Origin of the sequence: Chryseobacterium salviniae, from assembly GCF_035819015.1 — a bacterium.
In the GTDB taxonomy this organism is placed as follows: domain Bacteria; phylum Bacteroidota; class Bacteroidia; order Flavobacteriales; family Weeksellaceae; genus Chryseobacterium; species Chryseobacterium salviniae.
The window spans coordinates 1-16,116 of the sequence record NZ_JAYLAA010000032.1; the positions used below are offsets into that span (position 1 = coordinate 1).

11 protein-coding genes and 1 rRNA gene are annotated in these 16,116 nt (G+C 38.9%); 8 read left to right on the forward strand and 4 right to left on the reverse strand.

What is annotated here, in order from left to right:
* The first annotated feature begins 96 nt into the window (after window positions 1–96).
* The 7 genes from rrf (at window position 97) to SOP96_RS07785 (ending at window position 11,798) form a co-directional block, all read left to right on the forward strand.
* Window positions 97–204: ribosomal RNA gene (rrf, locus tag SOP96_RS07755) — 5S ribosomal RNA — on the forward strand.
* A gap of 537 nt (window positions 205–741) precedes the next feature.
* The gene (locus SOP96_RS07760) at window positions 742–1,656 is read left to right on the forward strand and encodes a ribonuclease Z (RefSeq protein WP_326320415.1); all 915 of its coding nucleotides are present in this window, start codon (window positions 742–744) and stop codon (window positions 1,654–1,656) included.
* Window positions 1,657–1,661: 5 nt separating this feature from the next.
* A complete protein-coding gene (locus SOP96_RS07765) occupies window positions 1,662–2,435 on the forward strand; it encodes a TIGR02757 family protein (RefSeq protein ID WP_326320416.1) in 774 nt (257 codons plus the stop codon).
* A 12-nt stretch (window positions 2,436–2,447) separates the two neighbouring features.
* Window positions 2,448–2,978 carry a DUF1003 domain-containing protein gene (locus tag SOP96_RS07770; RefSeq protein ID WP_326320417.1) on the forward strand — a complete coding sequence of 177 codons (531 nt, stop codon included), beginning with the start codon at window positions 2,448–2,450 and terminating at the stop codon, window positions 2,976–2,978.
* Window positions 2,979–3,166: 188 nt separating this feature from the next.
* A complete protein-coding gene (locus tag SOP96_RS07775) occupies window positions 3,167–5,542 on the forward strand; it encodes a choice-of-anchor L domain-containing protein (RefSeq protein ID WP_326320418.1) in 2,376 nt (791 codons plus the stop codon).
* 182 nt (window positions 5,543–5,724) lie between these two features.
* Complete coding sequence (locus SOP96_RS07780; protein WP_326320419.1) at window positions 5,725–9,306, forward strand: choice-of-anchor L domain-containing protein; 3,582 nt, start codon at window positions 5,725–5,727, stop codon at window positions 9,304–9,306.
* 119 nt (window positions 9,307–9,425) lie between these two features.
* Window positions 9,426–11,798 (forward strand): choice-of-anchor L domain-containing protein, encoded by a 2,373-nt coding sequence (locus SOP96_RS07785; RefSeq protein ID WP_326320420.1) that lies wholly within the window; start codon window positions 9,426–9,428, stop codon window positions 11,796–11,798.
* An 81-nt stretch (window positions 11,799–11,879) separates the two neighbouring features.
* On the opposite strand, the gene SOP96_RS07790 is transcribed toward SOP96_RS07785, so the two are convergent.
* Genes SOP96_RS07790 through SOP96_RS07805 form a run of 4 tightly spaced genes read right to left on the reverse strand, consistent with a single transcriptional unit; the run spans window position 11,880 to window position 15,459 of the window.
* Entirely contained in the window at window positions 11,880–12,977 is a 1,098-nt protein-coding gene (locus SOP96_RS07790) for a DNA polymerase beta superfamily protein (protein ID WP_326320421.1), read from the reverse strand.
* 11 nt (window positions 12,978–12,988) lie between these two features.
* Window positions 12,989–13,738, reverse strand: a complete 750-nt coding sequence (locus SOP96_RS07795; protein ID WP_326320422.1) for a nucleotidyltransferase domain-containing protein — start codon at window positions 13,736–13,738, stop codon at window positions 12,989–12,991.
* A complete protein-coding gene (locus SOP96_RS07800) occupies window positions 13,701–14,051 on the reverse strand; it encodes a hypothetical protein (RefSeq protein ID WP_326320423.1) in 351 nt (116 codons plus the stop codon). Before SOP96_RS07800 ends, SOP96_RS07795 begins: the two co-directional genes overlap by 38 nt.
* 31 nt (window positions 14,052–14,082) lie before the next feature.
* The gene (locus tag SOP96_RS07805) at window positions 14,083–15,459 is read right to left on the reverse strand and encodes an RtcB family protein (protein WP_326320424.1); all 1,377 of its coding nucleotides are present in this window, start codon (window positions 15,457–15,459) and stop codon (window positions 14,083–14,085) included.
* 97 nt (window positions 15,460–15,556) lie between these two features.
* Here SOP96_RS07805 and SOP96_RS07810 point away from each other — a divergent pair, with 97 nt between their 5' ends.
* On the forward strand, window positions 15,557–15,889 hold the full coding sequence (locus SOP96_RS07810) for a HopJ type III effector protein (RefSeq protein ID WP_326320425.1): 333 nt from the start codon (window positions 15,557–15,559) through the stop codon (window positions 15,887–15,889).
* Window positions 15,890–16,116 lie beyond the last annotated feature (227 nt).

Sequence of the window (16,116 nt, forward strand, 5' to 3'; positions counted from 1 at the left end):
AACATTTAATGTTTAAAGTTTAGGGTTCAAGGTTTAAAGTGTAACAGCAATAAACATCAAACCCGGAACACAAAACCTTAAATGATATACAACCTTTAGGGTGGTTTTAGCGGTGGGGCTCACCTGTTCCCATTCCGAACACAGAAGTTAAGCCCACCAGCGCCGATGGTACTGCTAACGCGGGAGAGTAGGTCGCCGCCAGTTTTTATTCAAACCTCATACAGCAATGTGTGGGGTTTTTTGTTTTATACCGGTAAGAGGTGAGGAAGTAAGAAGTGAGAAGTGAGAAGTGAGAAGTAAGAGGGGGATGTTCAGGGTTCAAGATTTAAGATTCAAGGTTCAAGATTCAAAGTTCAGGGTTTTAAGTTGAAGTTTAAGGTTCAAGGTTCAATCAAGGTTCAGGGTTCAAAGTTTGAAGTTTAAGTTTCAAGGTTTAAAGTTTCAAAGTTTAAAAGTTCAGGGTTTAAAGAAAGGAAATCAATTAGCAGAGCATGGCTTGCTGGAAACGTTTTATCATTACTCATCACTTATCACTCATCACTCATTTACTCATTATCCGGTATCAATTGTCCAGGGGTATAACTTTTTTACCTCTCACCTCTCACTTCTTACTTTCTCTTGACATTTTAGCATCCCATTTAAATATTTATTCCTCAACCTTCTAAATAAGCTTAGTAGTAAATCCAACCCTCGTTTCTTAAGCTAAATTCCGTACATTTGTCTATATAATAAACGATAGATTTGAGTACTTATTTAACGATATTAGGCTTTAACTCTGCAATTCCTACCATCAATTCTTCTCCTACCTCACAATTCCTGGAAATGGGAGAAAGATCTTTTTTGATCGATTGTGGAGAAGGAACACAGGTACAGCTGAGAAAAGCAAAAGCGAAATTTTCAAAAATTAATCATATTTTCATTTCCCATCTCCATGGAGACCACTGTTTCGGGCTTCCTGGTCTTATTGCGTCTTTCCGTCTTTTGGGAAGAGAAATGCCGCTTCACGTGTACGGGCCGAAAGGAATACAAAAAATGTTGGAAACCATTTTTACCATTACCGAAACCCATCGTGGTTTTGAAGTGGTTTATCACGAACTGGATAAAGATTATTCCGAAAAAATTTATGAAGACAATAAGGTAGAGGTATATACTATTCCTCTCGATCACAGGATTTATTGCAATGGTTATCTTTTTAAAGAAAAACCGAAAGAACGACATCTGAATATGCAGGAAATTTCCAAATACAAAGAAATTGAAACCTGCGATTACCATAATATTAAAGCGGGGAAAGATTTTGTACTGAGTGACGGATATGTTCTTAAAAATGAAATTCTCACTACGGATCCCATCCCTTCGGTTTCTTATGCGTTTTGCAGCGATACACGATATCTTGAAAATGTGATCCCAATCATTAAGAATGCTACCGTCCTTTATCATGAATCTACGTTTTTACATGATTTAAAAGAAATGGCAGAGTATACAGGACATACGACAGCATTGGAAGCAGCTATGATCGCCAGAAAAGCTGAAGTAGGAAAGCTTATTTTAGGACATTTTTCAAACAGATATGCAGATCTTACAGTATTTACTGATGAAGCGAGAACCATTTTTCCCAATACTTTCTTACCGAAAGCATTGGAACCTTTAAAAATTTAAAATAAATGACGCTGAAATTTGAAGAGTTAAAAATCTTCCTGGATGAAAAAGCAGACCAGTATAATCATCCGGAATTTATTGAAAATGATCCCATCCGGATCCCGCATCGATTTATCCTGAAACAGGATATTGAAATAGCCGGATTTCTGGCAGCAACCATTTCGTGGGGAAACCGAAAAGCTATTATAAAATCAGCTGAGAAAATGCTTGATATCATGGGAAATGCACCTTATGATTTTGTATTGAATCATTCTGAAAAGGATTTAAAATCCATTCAAGATAAAAGTATTCACCGTACTTTCAATGGGGAAGATTTTACTTATTTCATAAAACAGTTTAAAAGGATTTACCATGAAAATAAAACCCTTGAAGAATTATTCAGACTCAATGACTCGGAAACCAGCTTTCTGCATTCTGTTGAAAGGTTTAGAAACAATTTCTTAGGGACGGAAAAACACAGAAGCCACAAGCACGTAAGCTCACCGTATAAAAATTCGTCTACAAAGAGAATTATTATGTTTCTACGCTGGATGGTGCGGAAGGATAAGCGTGGCGTAGATTTTGGTGTTTGGGAAAATACGGATCAGCAATACCTTTCCATTCCGCTGGATGTGCATACGGGCAATATTTCCCGGAAGTTAGGGCTGATTTCGAGAACTCAGAATGACTGGAAAACAGTAGAGGAACTGGATGCCGTTATCAGGAAATTTGACAAGAAAGATCCTGCAAAATATGATTTTGCACTGTTTGGATTAGGTGTTACGAAAGAATTATTATAAATGCAGAACACAATGAAAAAGTACGAAGAAAGAGCTGAGGCCTTAGAAAAAATCGCAAACGGAATTACATGGTGGATAGGTTCTATACCGTCGCTTATTGTACATACTTTGTTTTTTATGACTTCATTCCTGCTCCCACTGCTGGGCTTGGTAGATTTTGATAAAATGCTGCTGATTCTTACCACAGTAGTTTCGCTGGAAGCTATTTATCTTGCTATTTTCATCCAGATGTCCGTTAATAAAAGCCATGAAAAAATTGAAGATATTCAGGAAGATATAGAAGATATTCAGGAAGATATTGAGGAGATTAGTGAAGATATAGAAGAAATCAGCGAGGATATAGAAGAAATTAATGAAGACATTGAGGATATCCAGGAAGATATTGAGGAAATTAATGAGGAGGAGGATGAAGATGATCACAGCGAGCGTGCCAAGAATGTGATGCTGAAAAGTAATGTGAGTTCAAACAAAAATGAGATCAAAGCATTGAAGGATAAAATCCAGGAGCTTCAGGATAAAATTGATGAACTTAAAAATGAGTAACTTAAAATTATATTTACCGAAATAACTCTACAAAAGTGCAATAAAAATTTAGTCTTTTTTTTGTTATTACAGATATAATATCTGATATATAATAATTTGCTGAAATAGATTAGGCATTTATTGTAATTATTTCATTTCTTATCAAATTTTAATCTAAAAATTATTATTTTTGAACAAACAACAACAAAATGTTAAATTATAGACTGAAAAACTACTTCTTCTTTTTAATGTTGCTTTTGATTTCAGGATCAGCTGCCGGTCAGCATGCATCAAGAAAAAATGGTAAAGTGAAACTGACTTCTGAGAGTATGAAGGCAGGGGCTTTTATCGATGTTAATGCTGCATCTTATCCCGAATCATCATACAGTATACAACAGCTCGTTCAGCAGGTTCTTATCAACGGGACATCAAGCTGTGCAACACCGAATGTAAGTAACGTAACGATAACACCCAATCAGGCGGTAACCAATACCGACAGGTTTTGGGGGTATTTTCATAAAGGAACTACCAATTTTCCTTTTGAAGATGGGATTGTTTTGACAACAGGCTATGCAACACAGGCAGGAAATTCTGCTGTTGCAGGCAATCTTGCCGGTACCATCGCTCCAACGGGAGATGCAGATCTTGCTGCTGCAACCAATACCAATATTAACAATCAGCGTGATGCGGTAGCCCTGGAATTTGATTTCGTACCCAACTCAAATCAGGTTAAGTTTAATTACATTTTCGCCTCTGAAGAATATACCGGGGGTTTTCCTTGTAATTATTCCGATGCATTTGCTTTACTTATCAAACCAGTAGCAGGAGGAGCTTATACGAATGTTGCCATTCTTCCGGGCGGAGCAGGTCCTGTAAGTGTTACGAACATACGTCCTGCAACTCAGTTTGGCGGAGGAACACTAACCTGTGGTGCATTAAATGCAAATTATTTTGCGGGATATAATACCACAAGTATTGAAACCAATTACAATGGAAGGGTAGTGCCTTTAACGGCAATTGCAGATGTAACGCCCGGTGTTGCTTATCATTTTAAAATGGTTCTTGCAGATTACAACGACCAGACTTTAGATTCTGCCGTATTTCTTGAAGGAGGCTCTTTTGATATCGGAATTAAAATTGTAGATGGCAACGGGGTTGTATTGCCGGATACCGTCAATATGTGTGACAATACGCCGCAGGTATTAACAGCTCAGCTAACAGTAGCTCCTGGAATGACCTTCCAGTGGTATAAAGACGGCGTTGCGATTAATGGTGCTACCAATGTTTCTTATACAGCTACGTCACCGGGTGCTTACGAAGTAAAAGTTTCTGTGCCTGGAAATCAGTGTCCCGCTTCTGCCGTAATTACCATCGTGGGAGGAACTACCCCGCCTGCACAGAACGCAACCCTGAAGCTGTGTACCACCCCTTCAGTTTCCACATTTAATTTAAATGATGCAACTCCCCTAATTACCACATCAACAACCGCTGTTGTAAGATACTACGTTAATCAGGCTGATGCCGTTGCACAAAATAATAATTTCCTGAATGGTACTGCAGTTAGCAGTTATAACGGTACCGACGGACAGGTATTGTATGTTGTTGTTTCCAATGGTGCATTCTGTAGTAAAATGGTTACATTAACCCTGAGAAAAGAAGCAACGCCAATTGCACAGCTTACTGCTACTAAATTAAGATTATGTGTAGGAGAATCTACTACTCTTACAGCAGCCAACGGTGCTACTTACGAATGGGTAGGAATGGCTGCTACGGGTGCTACAATGACGGTTTCTCCAACCCAAACTACTACGTATTCTGTTTATGCTATCGGAACACAAGGATGTAAGTCGCTGCAGCCAGCATCTATTACAATAGAAGTTGTACCGGCTATCACTTCCAATCTTACGGGTGGTATGATCTGTGAGGGCGATGTAATAACCCTGGACGCTGGATCCGGACCGAATTATACCTATTTATGGAATACAGGTGATACGTCGCAGACAATTTCTGTAGGAACACCGAGAGCATATTCTGTAACAATCAATAATGGTGTTTGTTCAAAAGTATTTACAACGCAGGTAATTCAGGCTATTATTCCTGAAATTATCAATGTGAATTATAGTGAGAACGGAACCATGATTCTTACGGCAAGTAACCCAAGCAACGGAGCATTGGAATACTCAATAGATAATGGCCTTACCTGGCAAAATTCAAATACATTCAGCAGTGTACCAAGAAATACGGTTATATCCATTCAAGTAAGGATTAAAAAAACAAGCTGTGTAGGATTCCTTCAGTATTTTACTTTTGTAATGCAGAATGTAATTACACCAAACGGAGACAACATTAATGATATTATTGATTTCAGGGGCGTGAATCAAAATAAAGATTTCAAAGCATCAATCTTTGACCGCTATGGAAAAGAAGTGTATAAAGCAAGCAGCCTTCAGCCATATTGGGATGGTTACTTCCAGGGCAAACGTCTTCCTACTTCATCATACTGGTACCAGGTGAGCTTTGAAGATCCGGCGAGTAAGAAACCAGCATTAAAAACAGGATGGATCCTGCTTAAAAACATAGAATAAAAGTTGAACAATAATTTTTAAATATTCAAAGAAAGACCGACAATTTGTTGGTCTTTTTTTCGTTCTTATAGGAATTGAACAGATATTGTAAAAACAGTTGTATTGTATTAATGATAATGTAATTTGTTCTGAATTGATATTCAATCAAAAAAAATAGTATTTTTGTTTAAAATAATTTAAAAATGTTAAATAGGAGGACAAGAAATTTACTTTTAGCTTTATTTTTAGTTTTTACAGGATCTCTTGTATTTGCGCAGGACAGGCAAAGCAACGTTTCAGCTAAAAAACCAATGGCTGCAAGTATGAAGGCTGGAGCTTTTATTGATGTAAATGCTGCCGGCTATCCTGAATCTGCTTTCAGTATTACACAGCTGGTAAAAGATGTGCTTATCAGTGGTGGTTCAACATGTTCAGCCGCAAATGTAAGCAATGTAGTTGTCTCTCCTAATCTCGCAGTTACAGATCAGAACAGAAGCTGGGGGTATTTTAATAAAGCAACAACTAATTTTCCTTTTGCTAAAGGTATTGTGCTTACCACAGGATATGCAAGAAAAACAGGAAATAATTTTCAGGGAAATTTGAGCGATCCGCTCCCTTCCGGAGGAGATGCAGATCTTGCAACAGCTCTGAATGTCAATAATGCAAGTTTAAGAGATGCAACCTATATAGAATTTGATTTTGTGCCTGCTTCAACAAAAGTTTCGTTCAGGTATTTATTTGCTTCTAAAGAATATCAAAGTAATTTCACATGCAGTATTTCAGATGGTTTTGCTTTATTATTGAAAAAAGTAGGAGATCCTAACTACACAAATTTAGCTCTGCTTCCGAATGGAGATCCTGTAAGTGTTACCAATATCATCCCTGCAAATTTGCCTTGCGGGCCTAAAAATGTTCAGTATTTTGCGGGAATTAATAACCCTCAGATTGAAACTAATTTTGATGGGCGTACAGTTCCTCTAACGGCTACTGCAACAGTGATCCCCGGACAGACTTATCATTTTAAAATGGTTTTGGCAGATTATCAGGATTCAAACTTCGATTCTGCTGTTTTTCTCGAGGCAGGATCTTTTGATATCGGTGTCCAGCTTCTTAATCCGGCAGGTGTAGAACTGCCTTCATCCATCAACGTTTGCGACAATGCACCGCAGGTTCTTACCGCTTCTGTTCAGGGAGGTGGCGCTACTTACCAATGGTTGCTGGGAACAAATCCTATTCCGGGAGCAACAAGTGCGTCCTATACGGCAACACAACCCGGATTATATACAGTTCAGGTATTTTTACCCGGTAATACGTGTCCGGGAACAGCTTCTGTAACTATTGTGGGAGGAACTTCTCCTACAGTGCAAAATGCCACTCTAACGGCGTGTTACGCACAGGGAAATGCAACATTTAACCTTACTTCAGCACAAGCCTCAATAAGTACAACCCCTGGAGCAACCTTCAGTTATTATATTAATCAAGCAGATGCAGTAGCCGGAAATGGCAATACGATTACAAACCCTACAGCTTTCCAGAGTGCCGGACAAACGGTATATGTACTGGTAAAAAACGGATTTTGTTCAAAAGTTGCGGAATTACAGCTGGTGAAAGCTCCGCAGATCACGGCCACCATTGCAACGCCGTCTATCCTTACCTGTACCAATTCGCAAACCACTCTGAATGCTTCGGCTTCTACATATCCCGCAGGATCTACATTTGCATGGACAACAACGAACGGGAATATTGTATCAGGAGCCAATACCCTGAATCCGGTAGTGAATACAGCAGGAACTTATACATTGACAATTTCAAATATTTATCAGCCAGGAAACTTAACGTGTACAGCAACGGCAAACGTTACGGTAACAGGTGATAGTGCTCCTCCGACTACAGTGTTAACAGCCTCTAAAATATTAATATGTTCCGGTGAATCTGTTACTTTAACAGCGTCTGGTGGCGCAACCTACAATTGGGTTGGCCTTCCTGGAAATGGAAACACGCAAACCGTTTCTCCGGCCACAACAACTACTTATACCGTCACAGCAGTCGGTGCAAATGGTTGTGTATCTCAAACCCCGGCAACCATTACAGTACAGGTTTCTCAGCCGATTACGGTTCAGGATGCGACGTTATTTAAATGTTATCAGCCTGGTGGTATCAATTATGATTTGACAGAGGCACAATCGCAGATTACGACTGCTTCTGGAGTTACATTCTCCTACTACCTGAATATAGCAGATGCTAATGCCGGAAATACAAATACAATAGCCAATCCTGCATCATTCAACAGCGCAGGAAATCAGACAATTTATGTTCTGGTTGTAAACGGAGGATGCAGATATGTTGTGAATTTACAGTTACTGTCAACTCCTCAAACGACCTTAACAATCGCTCAGCCACAACAAATTACCTGTAATACTCCACAAGTTACACTTAACGCTTCCGCTTCTGTAATTCCGGCAGGCTCTACCATTGCCTGGACTGCAGCCGGAGGAGGAAATATTGTTTCCGGTGCCAACACATTAAATCCTGTTGTGAATGCAGGAGGAACTTATACATTAACCGTAACGAATATAAATCAGCCGGGAAATTTAAATTGCAGCTATACTTCCAATATTACGGTAACACAGAATACTGCGCTTCCGGTAGCAACAGTTACGGCTCCCGTACAGCAAATTTGTCCGGGAGAATCCGTTACCTTGACCGCATCGGGAGGAGTTACTTACAACTGGGTCAATCTTACAGGAAACGGAAATACCCAGGTTGTTTCTCCTGCCAATACTACAGTATATCAGGTTTTTGCGGTAGGTGCTAATGGCTGCGTATCTGCAAATCCGGCTACCATTACTATCGTAGTGGGACCTCCGGTAGCAATACTGGCAGCGTCAAAATCTAAAATTTGTGCAGGAGAATCTGTTACATTAACAGCTACGGGTGGAGTTACCTATGAATGGGTAGGTTTACCGGGGAACGGAAGTACTCAGGTAGTATCGCCTACCGCTACCACTACCTATTCTGTTTTTGCTTTAGGTGGAAACGGATGTAAAGTTGCAAATCCGACTTCGATTATGATTGAGGTGGTACCTGCTATTGAATCTACACTGGAGGATGTATATGCCTGTGTTGGTGATTCCGGAACACTGGATGCCGGTTCGGGGACGAATTATACTTACCTGTGGAACACAGGGGCAACTACTCAGACTATTTCTGTAAACACTCCGGGTATCTATTCCGTAACAATCAGCAATGGTACGTGTTCCAAAGTATTCAGTGCCCAATTGATCAATCCTACGCTTCCACAGTTTACCAATGTTACTTATGAAAATCATGTTTTAACAATATCAGCCACAAATCCTACAGGAGGTGAGCTTGAGTATTCTTCAAACGGAGGAGTAACATGGCAGGCATCCAATATTTTTTATAATATGCTGGATAATAACAATTACACCCTCATGGTGCGTGTAAAAGATGCGAAATGCGGAACTACATTATCCTTCTTTACTTTTATTGTAATCAATGCTATTACTCCTAATTCTGATGGTAAAAATGATACCGTGGATTTTTCCGGAATCAGCAATTATAATAATTTTGCAGCTTCTATTTTCGACAGGTACGGACAGGAAGTATTTAAAGCAAGTAAAAATGAAACAACCTGGAACGGACTTTTAAGAGGAAGTCTCGTACTTCCAACCGCCACTTACTGGTATCGTGTACAGTGGGAAAACCCGGCAAGCAAGAAACTCGAGCAACGCAGCGGATGGATTTTGTTAAAAAATAGAAATTAACAGTTATAAATGTAATAAACCTCTCAATTTGGGAGGTTTATTTGTTTTTTTAATACAAAAAAGTTAAATAAGTATATTTATTTATAAAAAAAAATTAAATTTGTTGAAACAATTTATTTATGAAGAGATACCTACTATTGTTTTCCTTATTCGCGGTCTCGTCGTCGAGTCTCTTTTATTCACAAAACATTACTCCCAGAAAGCCTCAAAAAGAAAAGGCATCCAGTTTAACAATGAAGGCAGGAGCTTTTATTGATGTAAATGCTGCCGGATATGCACCATCAGACTATACACCTTTGCAATTGGTGAAAGATGTACTGATTTCTTCCGGAACAAACTCTTGTGTAACACCAACTGTATCGAATGTTCAGGTAAGCCCGAACTTACCGGCAACTAATGCTCAGAGATCATGGGGGTATTTTCACAGGGGAACTACCAACTTTCCTTTTAATGATGGTATTGTGCTTACAACAGGTCATGCAAGTAAAGCAGGGAATAGCTATATAAGCAATACTTTAGGAGACGATCTTCCAACCGGAAGCGATCCGGATCTTGTAGCAGCTACAAATCCGTCTGCAACACTTAATGATGCTGTTATTTTAGAGTTTGATTTTGTTCCAACCTCTTCTCAGGTGAAGTTCAACTATTTATTTGCCTCTGAAGAATATACGGGATCATTTCCTTGCAGTTTCTCTGATGCCTTTGCATTATTGTTAAGACCAACAGCAGGAGGACCGTATGTGAATATGGCAGTTTTGCCGGCTCCGGGAACAGGACCGGTGAGTGTAACCAATATTCACCCTCAAAACAGTTTTACTGGATTTGATATGGGATGCGGAGCACCAAATGTTGCTTTTTTTGGAGGATATAATACTTCAAATATTGAAACCAACTTTAACGGTAGAACAGTGCCATTACAGGCAACGGCTACAGTAGTTCCCGGCCAGTCGTACCACTTTAAAATGGTTTTGGCAGATGCTATTGACAGCAGCTATGATTCTGCGGTATTTCTTGAAGGAGGTTCATTTAATATCGGGGTTGAATTATTAGATCCAAATGGAGGAACTTTACCTGAAGAAATCAATGTATGTGACAATGTTCCTCAGGTAATTACCGCTTCCGTAAATGATCCGAATATGAATTACCAATGGTTCTTCAACGGTGTTGCGATTCAGGGAGCAACAAGCCCTACTATTACCGCTACGCAGCCGGGCAATTATGAAATTCAGGTAACATTCCCGGGAAATCCTTGTCCGGGAAAAGCAAGTATTAAAATTAACGGCGGAACAACTCCATCAGCAGTTGATGCTTCATTGCTGCTTTGTTCAACTCCGGACGTAACCTGGTTTGATCTTACCGATGCCATGCCTTCTATCAGCACAACACCGGGAGCCGTATTCACTTTTTATGAAGATCAGGCAGATGCACTGGCACAGAATGCCGATAATATTCAGGATATTTTACATTATAATGGCAACGACGGACAGGTTCTTTATGTCGTGGTTTCTAATGGTGGTTTCTGTAGTACATTGGTAGAATTAACATTATTGAAAGAAACAAGGCCAACCGCAAGTGTAGTGGCATCAAAACTAAAAGTTTGCCCGGGATCTACAGTAGAGCTTACTGCGACGGGAGGATCTACTTATGAATGGGCTAATTTCCAGGGAACCGGCAATGTACAAACAGCAACTGTTTATACAACAACAACCTTCTCTGTATATGCGTTAGGAGCAAAAGGATGTCAGTCTTCATTACCAGCTAAAGTAACGGTAGAAGTAGTACCGGAAATAACCTCTCCTTTGAGAGATGTTGAAATGTGTCAGGGAGACAGAATCACTCTTGATGCAGGAGCAGGACCAAATTACAGCTACCTTTGGAGCACTGGTGAAATCACGCAAACTATCAATGTTGATAATTGGGGCGTTTATACGGTAAAGATTGACAATGGATATTGTGAAAGAACATTTACTGTTAATGTTTTGGGAGCGGCTTCTCCATTCGTTTCGAATGTTGATTATAGCAACAATACCTTAACAATTACTGCGGAAGTTCCTACAATTAATAATATCCCTCAAACTGCAGAATATTCTATCGATGGAGGTATTACATGGCAGGAATCCAATGTATTTACTGGAGTTCAGGACAACACAACGTATAACATTCAGGTAAGATCTGTAGGAACACATTGTGTTGGCGCATTAGAGTTCTTCACTTTCCAGGTGAGAAATATTATTACTCCTAATGACGATGGTGTTAATGATACCCTTGATCTTACAGCACTTGGAGGTTTCAACAACTTTACGGGATCTATTTATGATCGTTATGGTTCTGAAATGTTCAGGTTCACAAAAGAAACCCCGATCTGGAACGGTACCGTTGGAGGTAAAAAATTACCTACTGCAACATACTGGTATAAATTTAACTTCCAATACCCGAAAACAAAAACCAATATGAGCCAGTCTGGCTGGATTATGCTTAAAAACAGAGAATAATATCAGCTGATATTTTCAATAAACAAATCCCCGAAAGTTTTAACTTTTCGGGGATTTTATTAATATGTAAGAATATACAGATTAAGATCTTATATAAAGTACTTCCCGGATTTCTGTCAATATTTTTGTTGTCTTACTGATATCCGGAAATTCCGGAAGTTTTGAATGAGAATAGTGAAATGCTATGGATCTGATAAGATCTTCCGCTTTTTTCATAACAGTATCGTATGACCAGTTTCCGGTTTTAATATCCAATAGTTCATCACGGTTTTCAACACGGATGTTCAGAGAGCCGTTTTTGAAAATCTGCTCGCATGACTGTAGCAGCCGAATGGTGTGCATCATGTTTTTACTGTCATAATTTTGTCCGTGCTGTTGGTTGACATTATAGCGCTCTTCATTACGCTCGGAAACCCACTTCCAGTATTCGCGGTAATCCTTGCAGTAGGTGGAATAGGCATCAAGATTACAAAATAAATAGGCAATAGGTTTTTCATCTTTCGGAACTGATGAAACGGAAAGCTGATTGGCTTCTCCACTTTGAATAATACCTTTATATTGTAAATCTCCTGAATTATCGTAAAACAGGGCAAATATTCCTTTGGTATTGTCAATGCTTACCAAGCCGCATTTTTCTTGTAATAAATCACCCCGTCCTTCGGACACCCCTCCGGAGGAGGGGAATTCCCGAAACCACTTTTTCAATGGAATTGAGCCTTGATTCTTTAATATAAAACAAAAATCTAGGATTGATTTTCTTTCTTTATCAACAGGATTCAGTATTTTTTTGTTGAGTCCTTTTGCCTTTCTGATCTGGGAAACGGCATATCCTGCAAAGGTATCTTTACATAGTTTGGAAAGAAAATCTTCCGGTTTCAGCCAATTCATTAATTCATTTTTATGCTGAATACAGTCTTCCGGACTTGCCAGAATTTCCAGCATATTGGGGTTATTTTTCTGTAAAAGTTCTACAAATCTTCCGATTTCATAATACGTGATGTCATTGGTTTCATTGGAAATCTGCGGAGTATAGTTTAACCCGAAAAAATCTTCCTTCGAAGCATAATAAACGCCCCGGATATCGGTATCTGAGCTTTCCGTTGCAAGCCCGAAAGAACGGCTTCCGGAAATGGCTTCGAAGAGGATGAGGTTTTTATTTTTTAAACCAGATATTTTCATACATTGATAAATTAACCATTTGCTATTGCCCTAAAAACTCTTTCCATTTCAATCTTATCTGAATTTCCTCCTTTCAGGTTTTTCGCTCTTTCTTCATTATCAAGTATTGTTTTTTCTAAAAATCCGAAAAGTTCCCAGTCATTCGGATGGTCATAGGATTCTCCTTTTGTAGCTTTTAAAGTTATCAAATTTTCTATTTTATTTCTCATAACATCATTAACTAAGACAAGCAGTTCACTGAATAAAACTGGTGGTACGGTTCCTTTTTCCAGAATCCATTTTCCGGTTAAGGTGGTTCGGAGACAATAGAAGTAGGATTTTAGTTTTACTTCATCATTTCTGCAGGCTTCAAGATATTTTTTGCTCATGCTCAGATAATGATAAGAAACCGCTATTGGTGAAAAGCATTTGTCCGCTAATGGTTTGAACAGTTCGTAAAATCTTTCATTTTTCACATAAACGATAGGAGAGTAGAACCAACTCAATAAAGCAGCATTTGATTTCAAAAGCAAATGAAAAGTTTTCCTGAGATCCCAACCGGAGCCGTCCAGATCATCTTCGGTCATGAATTCTATCGTTTCGTCTTTATCCCACGGTGAAAGATACCAGTCTTTTTCGTGTCTGTATATAAATCGTATGTCGTAATCGCTGTCCGGAGAAGCAAATCCCCATGCCCGGCTTCCGGATTCTACGGCAAGAAGTATTTCTATACTGTGTTTTTCTTCAACTTCTTTTAGTTTTTCTACTATTTTTGATATCATGTTTTTTATTATTTATGATAAAAAAATGGGTTACAGCATTTCTTTTAATAGAATCTTGAAATGATTTTTCAGAATAAAAATTTTTGTATTCTGAATATTTTCTAATACTATCTTCTGTTGTGATTTTTACCCAAATTTTAAATTGTCTTTTCTTTCTGACTTTCTGAAACCCAACAAAATCATTCAATTGGCTTTCAATTTCCTGTTTTTCAGTTTTTCGAAACTTTTTGTTACCAATTCTTTTTAGAAATGGGCGCAAATGTTTTGCGTATTCAAATGAACGATATTTGCCTTTATTGTAGAGATTCTTCATAATTTGTTTTAAAGTATGAAACTGAGAAGTTTTATTTTCTAAACTTCTTCTTCTTCCACGGCGCATTCTTCTGCACATCCCCCGCCATAATGCAACCGTAAGGCATCACTTCATCCAGAATTTCACACAATCCGTATTCTTCAATTTGTGCCCGTACATTTTTGGCACTTTTATAAGCCGTAGGAAGTTCGGAAATATCAATTTCATTGGTGAAGAATCGAATATCCAACCCCTGGGTTTCTTCTGCAAAAACTTCTTCAATCGTTTTATGAGCAAGGGATCTTTTATGCTGACTTCTGCTGAAATTTCTTCCTGCTCCGTGCGGTGCAAAACCCAAATTTCTCTCGTTGGTTGTTCCTTTTACAATCAAAACCGGTTCTGCCATATTCAGTGGAATTAATCTCGGACCTGTAATATCCGGCAGAAATTTATCATCCAAAGGTGTTGCTCCTTTGGCGTGGTAGAATAAATCTCCATCCTTGAAAACAAAATTATGCTCATTCCAGTATCGGTCTTCTTTTTCGATTTTCATCTTATTTAAAACGGCATCGTGAATGGAAATATGGTTTTCTTTCGTCCATGCTCTTATCAATTGAAGGGCTTCCCAATACGATTTTCCTTCTTCGGTATCATAAGGAATCCATGCGTTTTCCTTTAACGTTTCAGGAGAAATTTCCATCCTGAATTTGTTAGCGACCTTCATTCCTTTATCATATAAAGCTACTCCCGGAGCTCTTGAACCGTGATGGGTCACCAGCATTGTATTTCCGGTATTTTTTGAAATCCCGACGAATAGGAAATGGTTTCCGTCTCCCTGCGTTCCCATATGCGAACGGGCGATGCTGATGAGTTTCTCGTCATTCAAAAAATCATTTTCCCTGAAAGCGTCCATCAATTCCTGCGACATCGGCATCTGTTCGCCTCTCGGTCTTCCTCCGTATCCGAAATGCGTAACAGAATGCGCAACATCCAGCACTTCTTTAGGATCTGCTTTTCCAAAATCCGTCAGCATTACCGAACAGCAGATATCTGCGCTATGAAATCCCGGATGAATGGCATTTTTTGCCACAACCACCCCTCCGACAGGAATATGACCTGCAGGACCTGTCGGACAAGCATCCGGCATAATTGCACCTTTTTCCAGAGTCGGAGTTTTCATCAGCACATTCATGGTGTTGATTACTTTTTCTACATTATCGTTTTCGCTTTCATGTTCTGCTCTGATATTGATCACAAAATCTTTTGCCTTTTCATGAAGCAGAATCGGTTCAGGTTGCTTAAATTGCTCCAGATATATATTAATTTGATTTTCATCTAAATTATTTTCATTGATGAATTGGATGGCTTCTTTAAACCATTTTGAAGGTCTGTATCCTAATTCAATTAAATGGGTTCCGTTAAATTCCATGTTTTTATCTTTTTGTTGATGCAAAGTAATAATGTAAGTGTGCAATGTTTTTGCGCAGATAGATTTATTTTCATTATTTTTGAAAAAATTTAATGAAATGCTATTTGAACGATTAGAAAGAGCTCCGGAGGAAATTCAGTTTAAGGACGTTATTGCTTTTATTGACGAACATTATGATTTTACACCCACAAAATTTACCAACGGAAATACGGTAAATGAAGCCGGACAAAATAACGGGTCTTGCAAAATTTTCAGCTTTGCTCAATTGAACGACCTTTCAAAACAGGAAACGTTACATCTTTTTGGTGAATTTTACAGGGAAGATGTTCTTAAAAATCCAGAAGGAACTGATCACCAGAATATCAGAAATTTTATGGAATCCGGCTGGGAAGGAATTTCTTTTGAAGGAAAGGCTTTGAGCAGAAAATAAAATGTGATTGCTAACAGGTTGAAGGTCTGAACACAGTTCAAAAACTTATGAAGCAATTTTCGAGACTGTCCATGATGCATGAAGTTGTCATTCTGAATGAAACGAAGTGTAATGAAGAATCTCCTTCTTATTGTTGAACGTAAATGTCACGGGTTCCGGATTCCGCGTGAGGGATGCGAAGGGCCCGACTGGAAGGAGGGGTTTCGGCTCGGGGCGAAGCCCCGAGC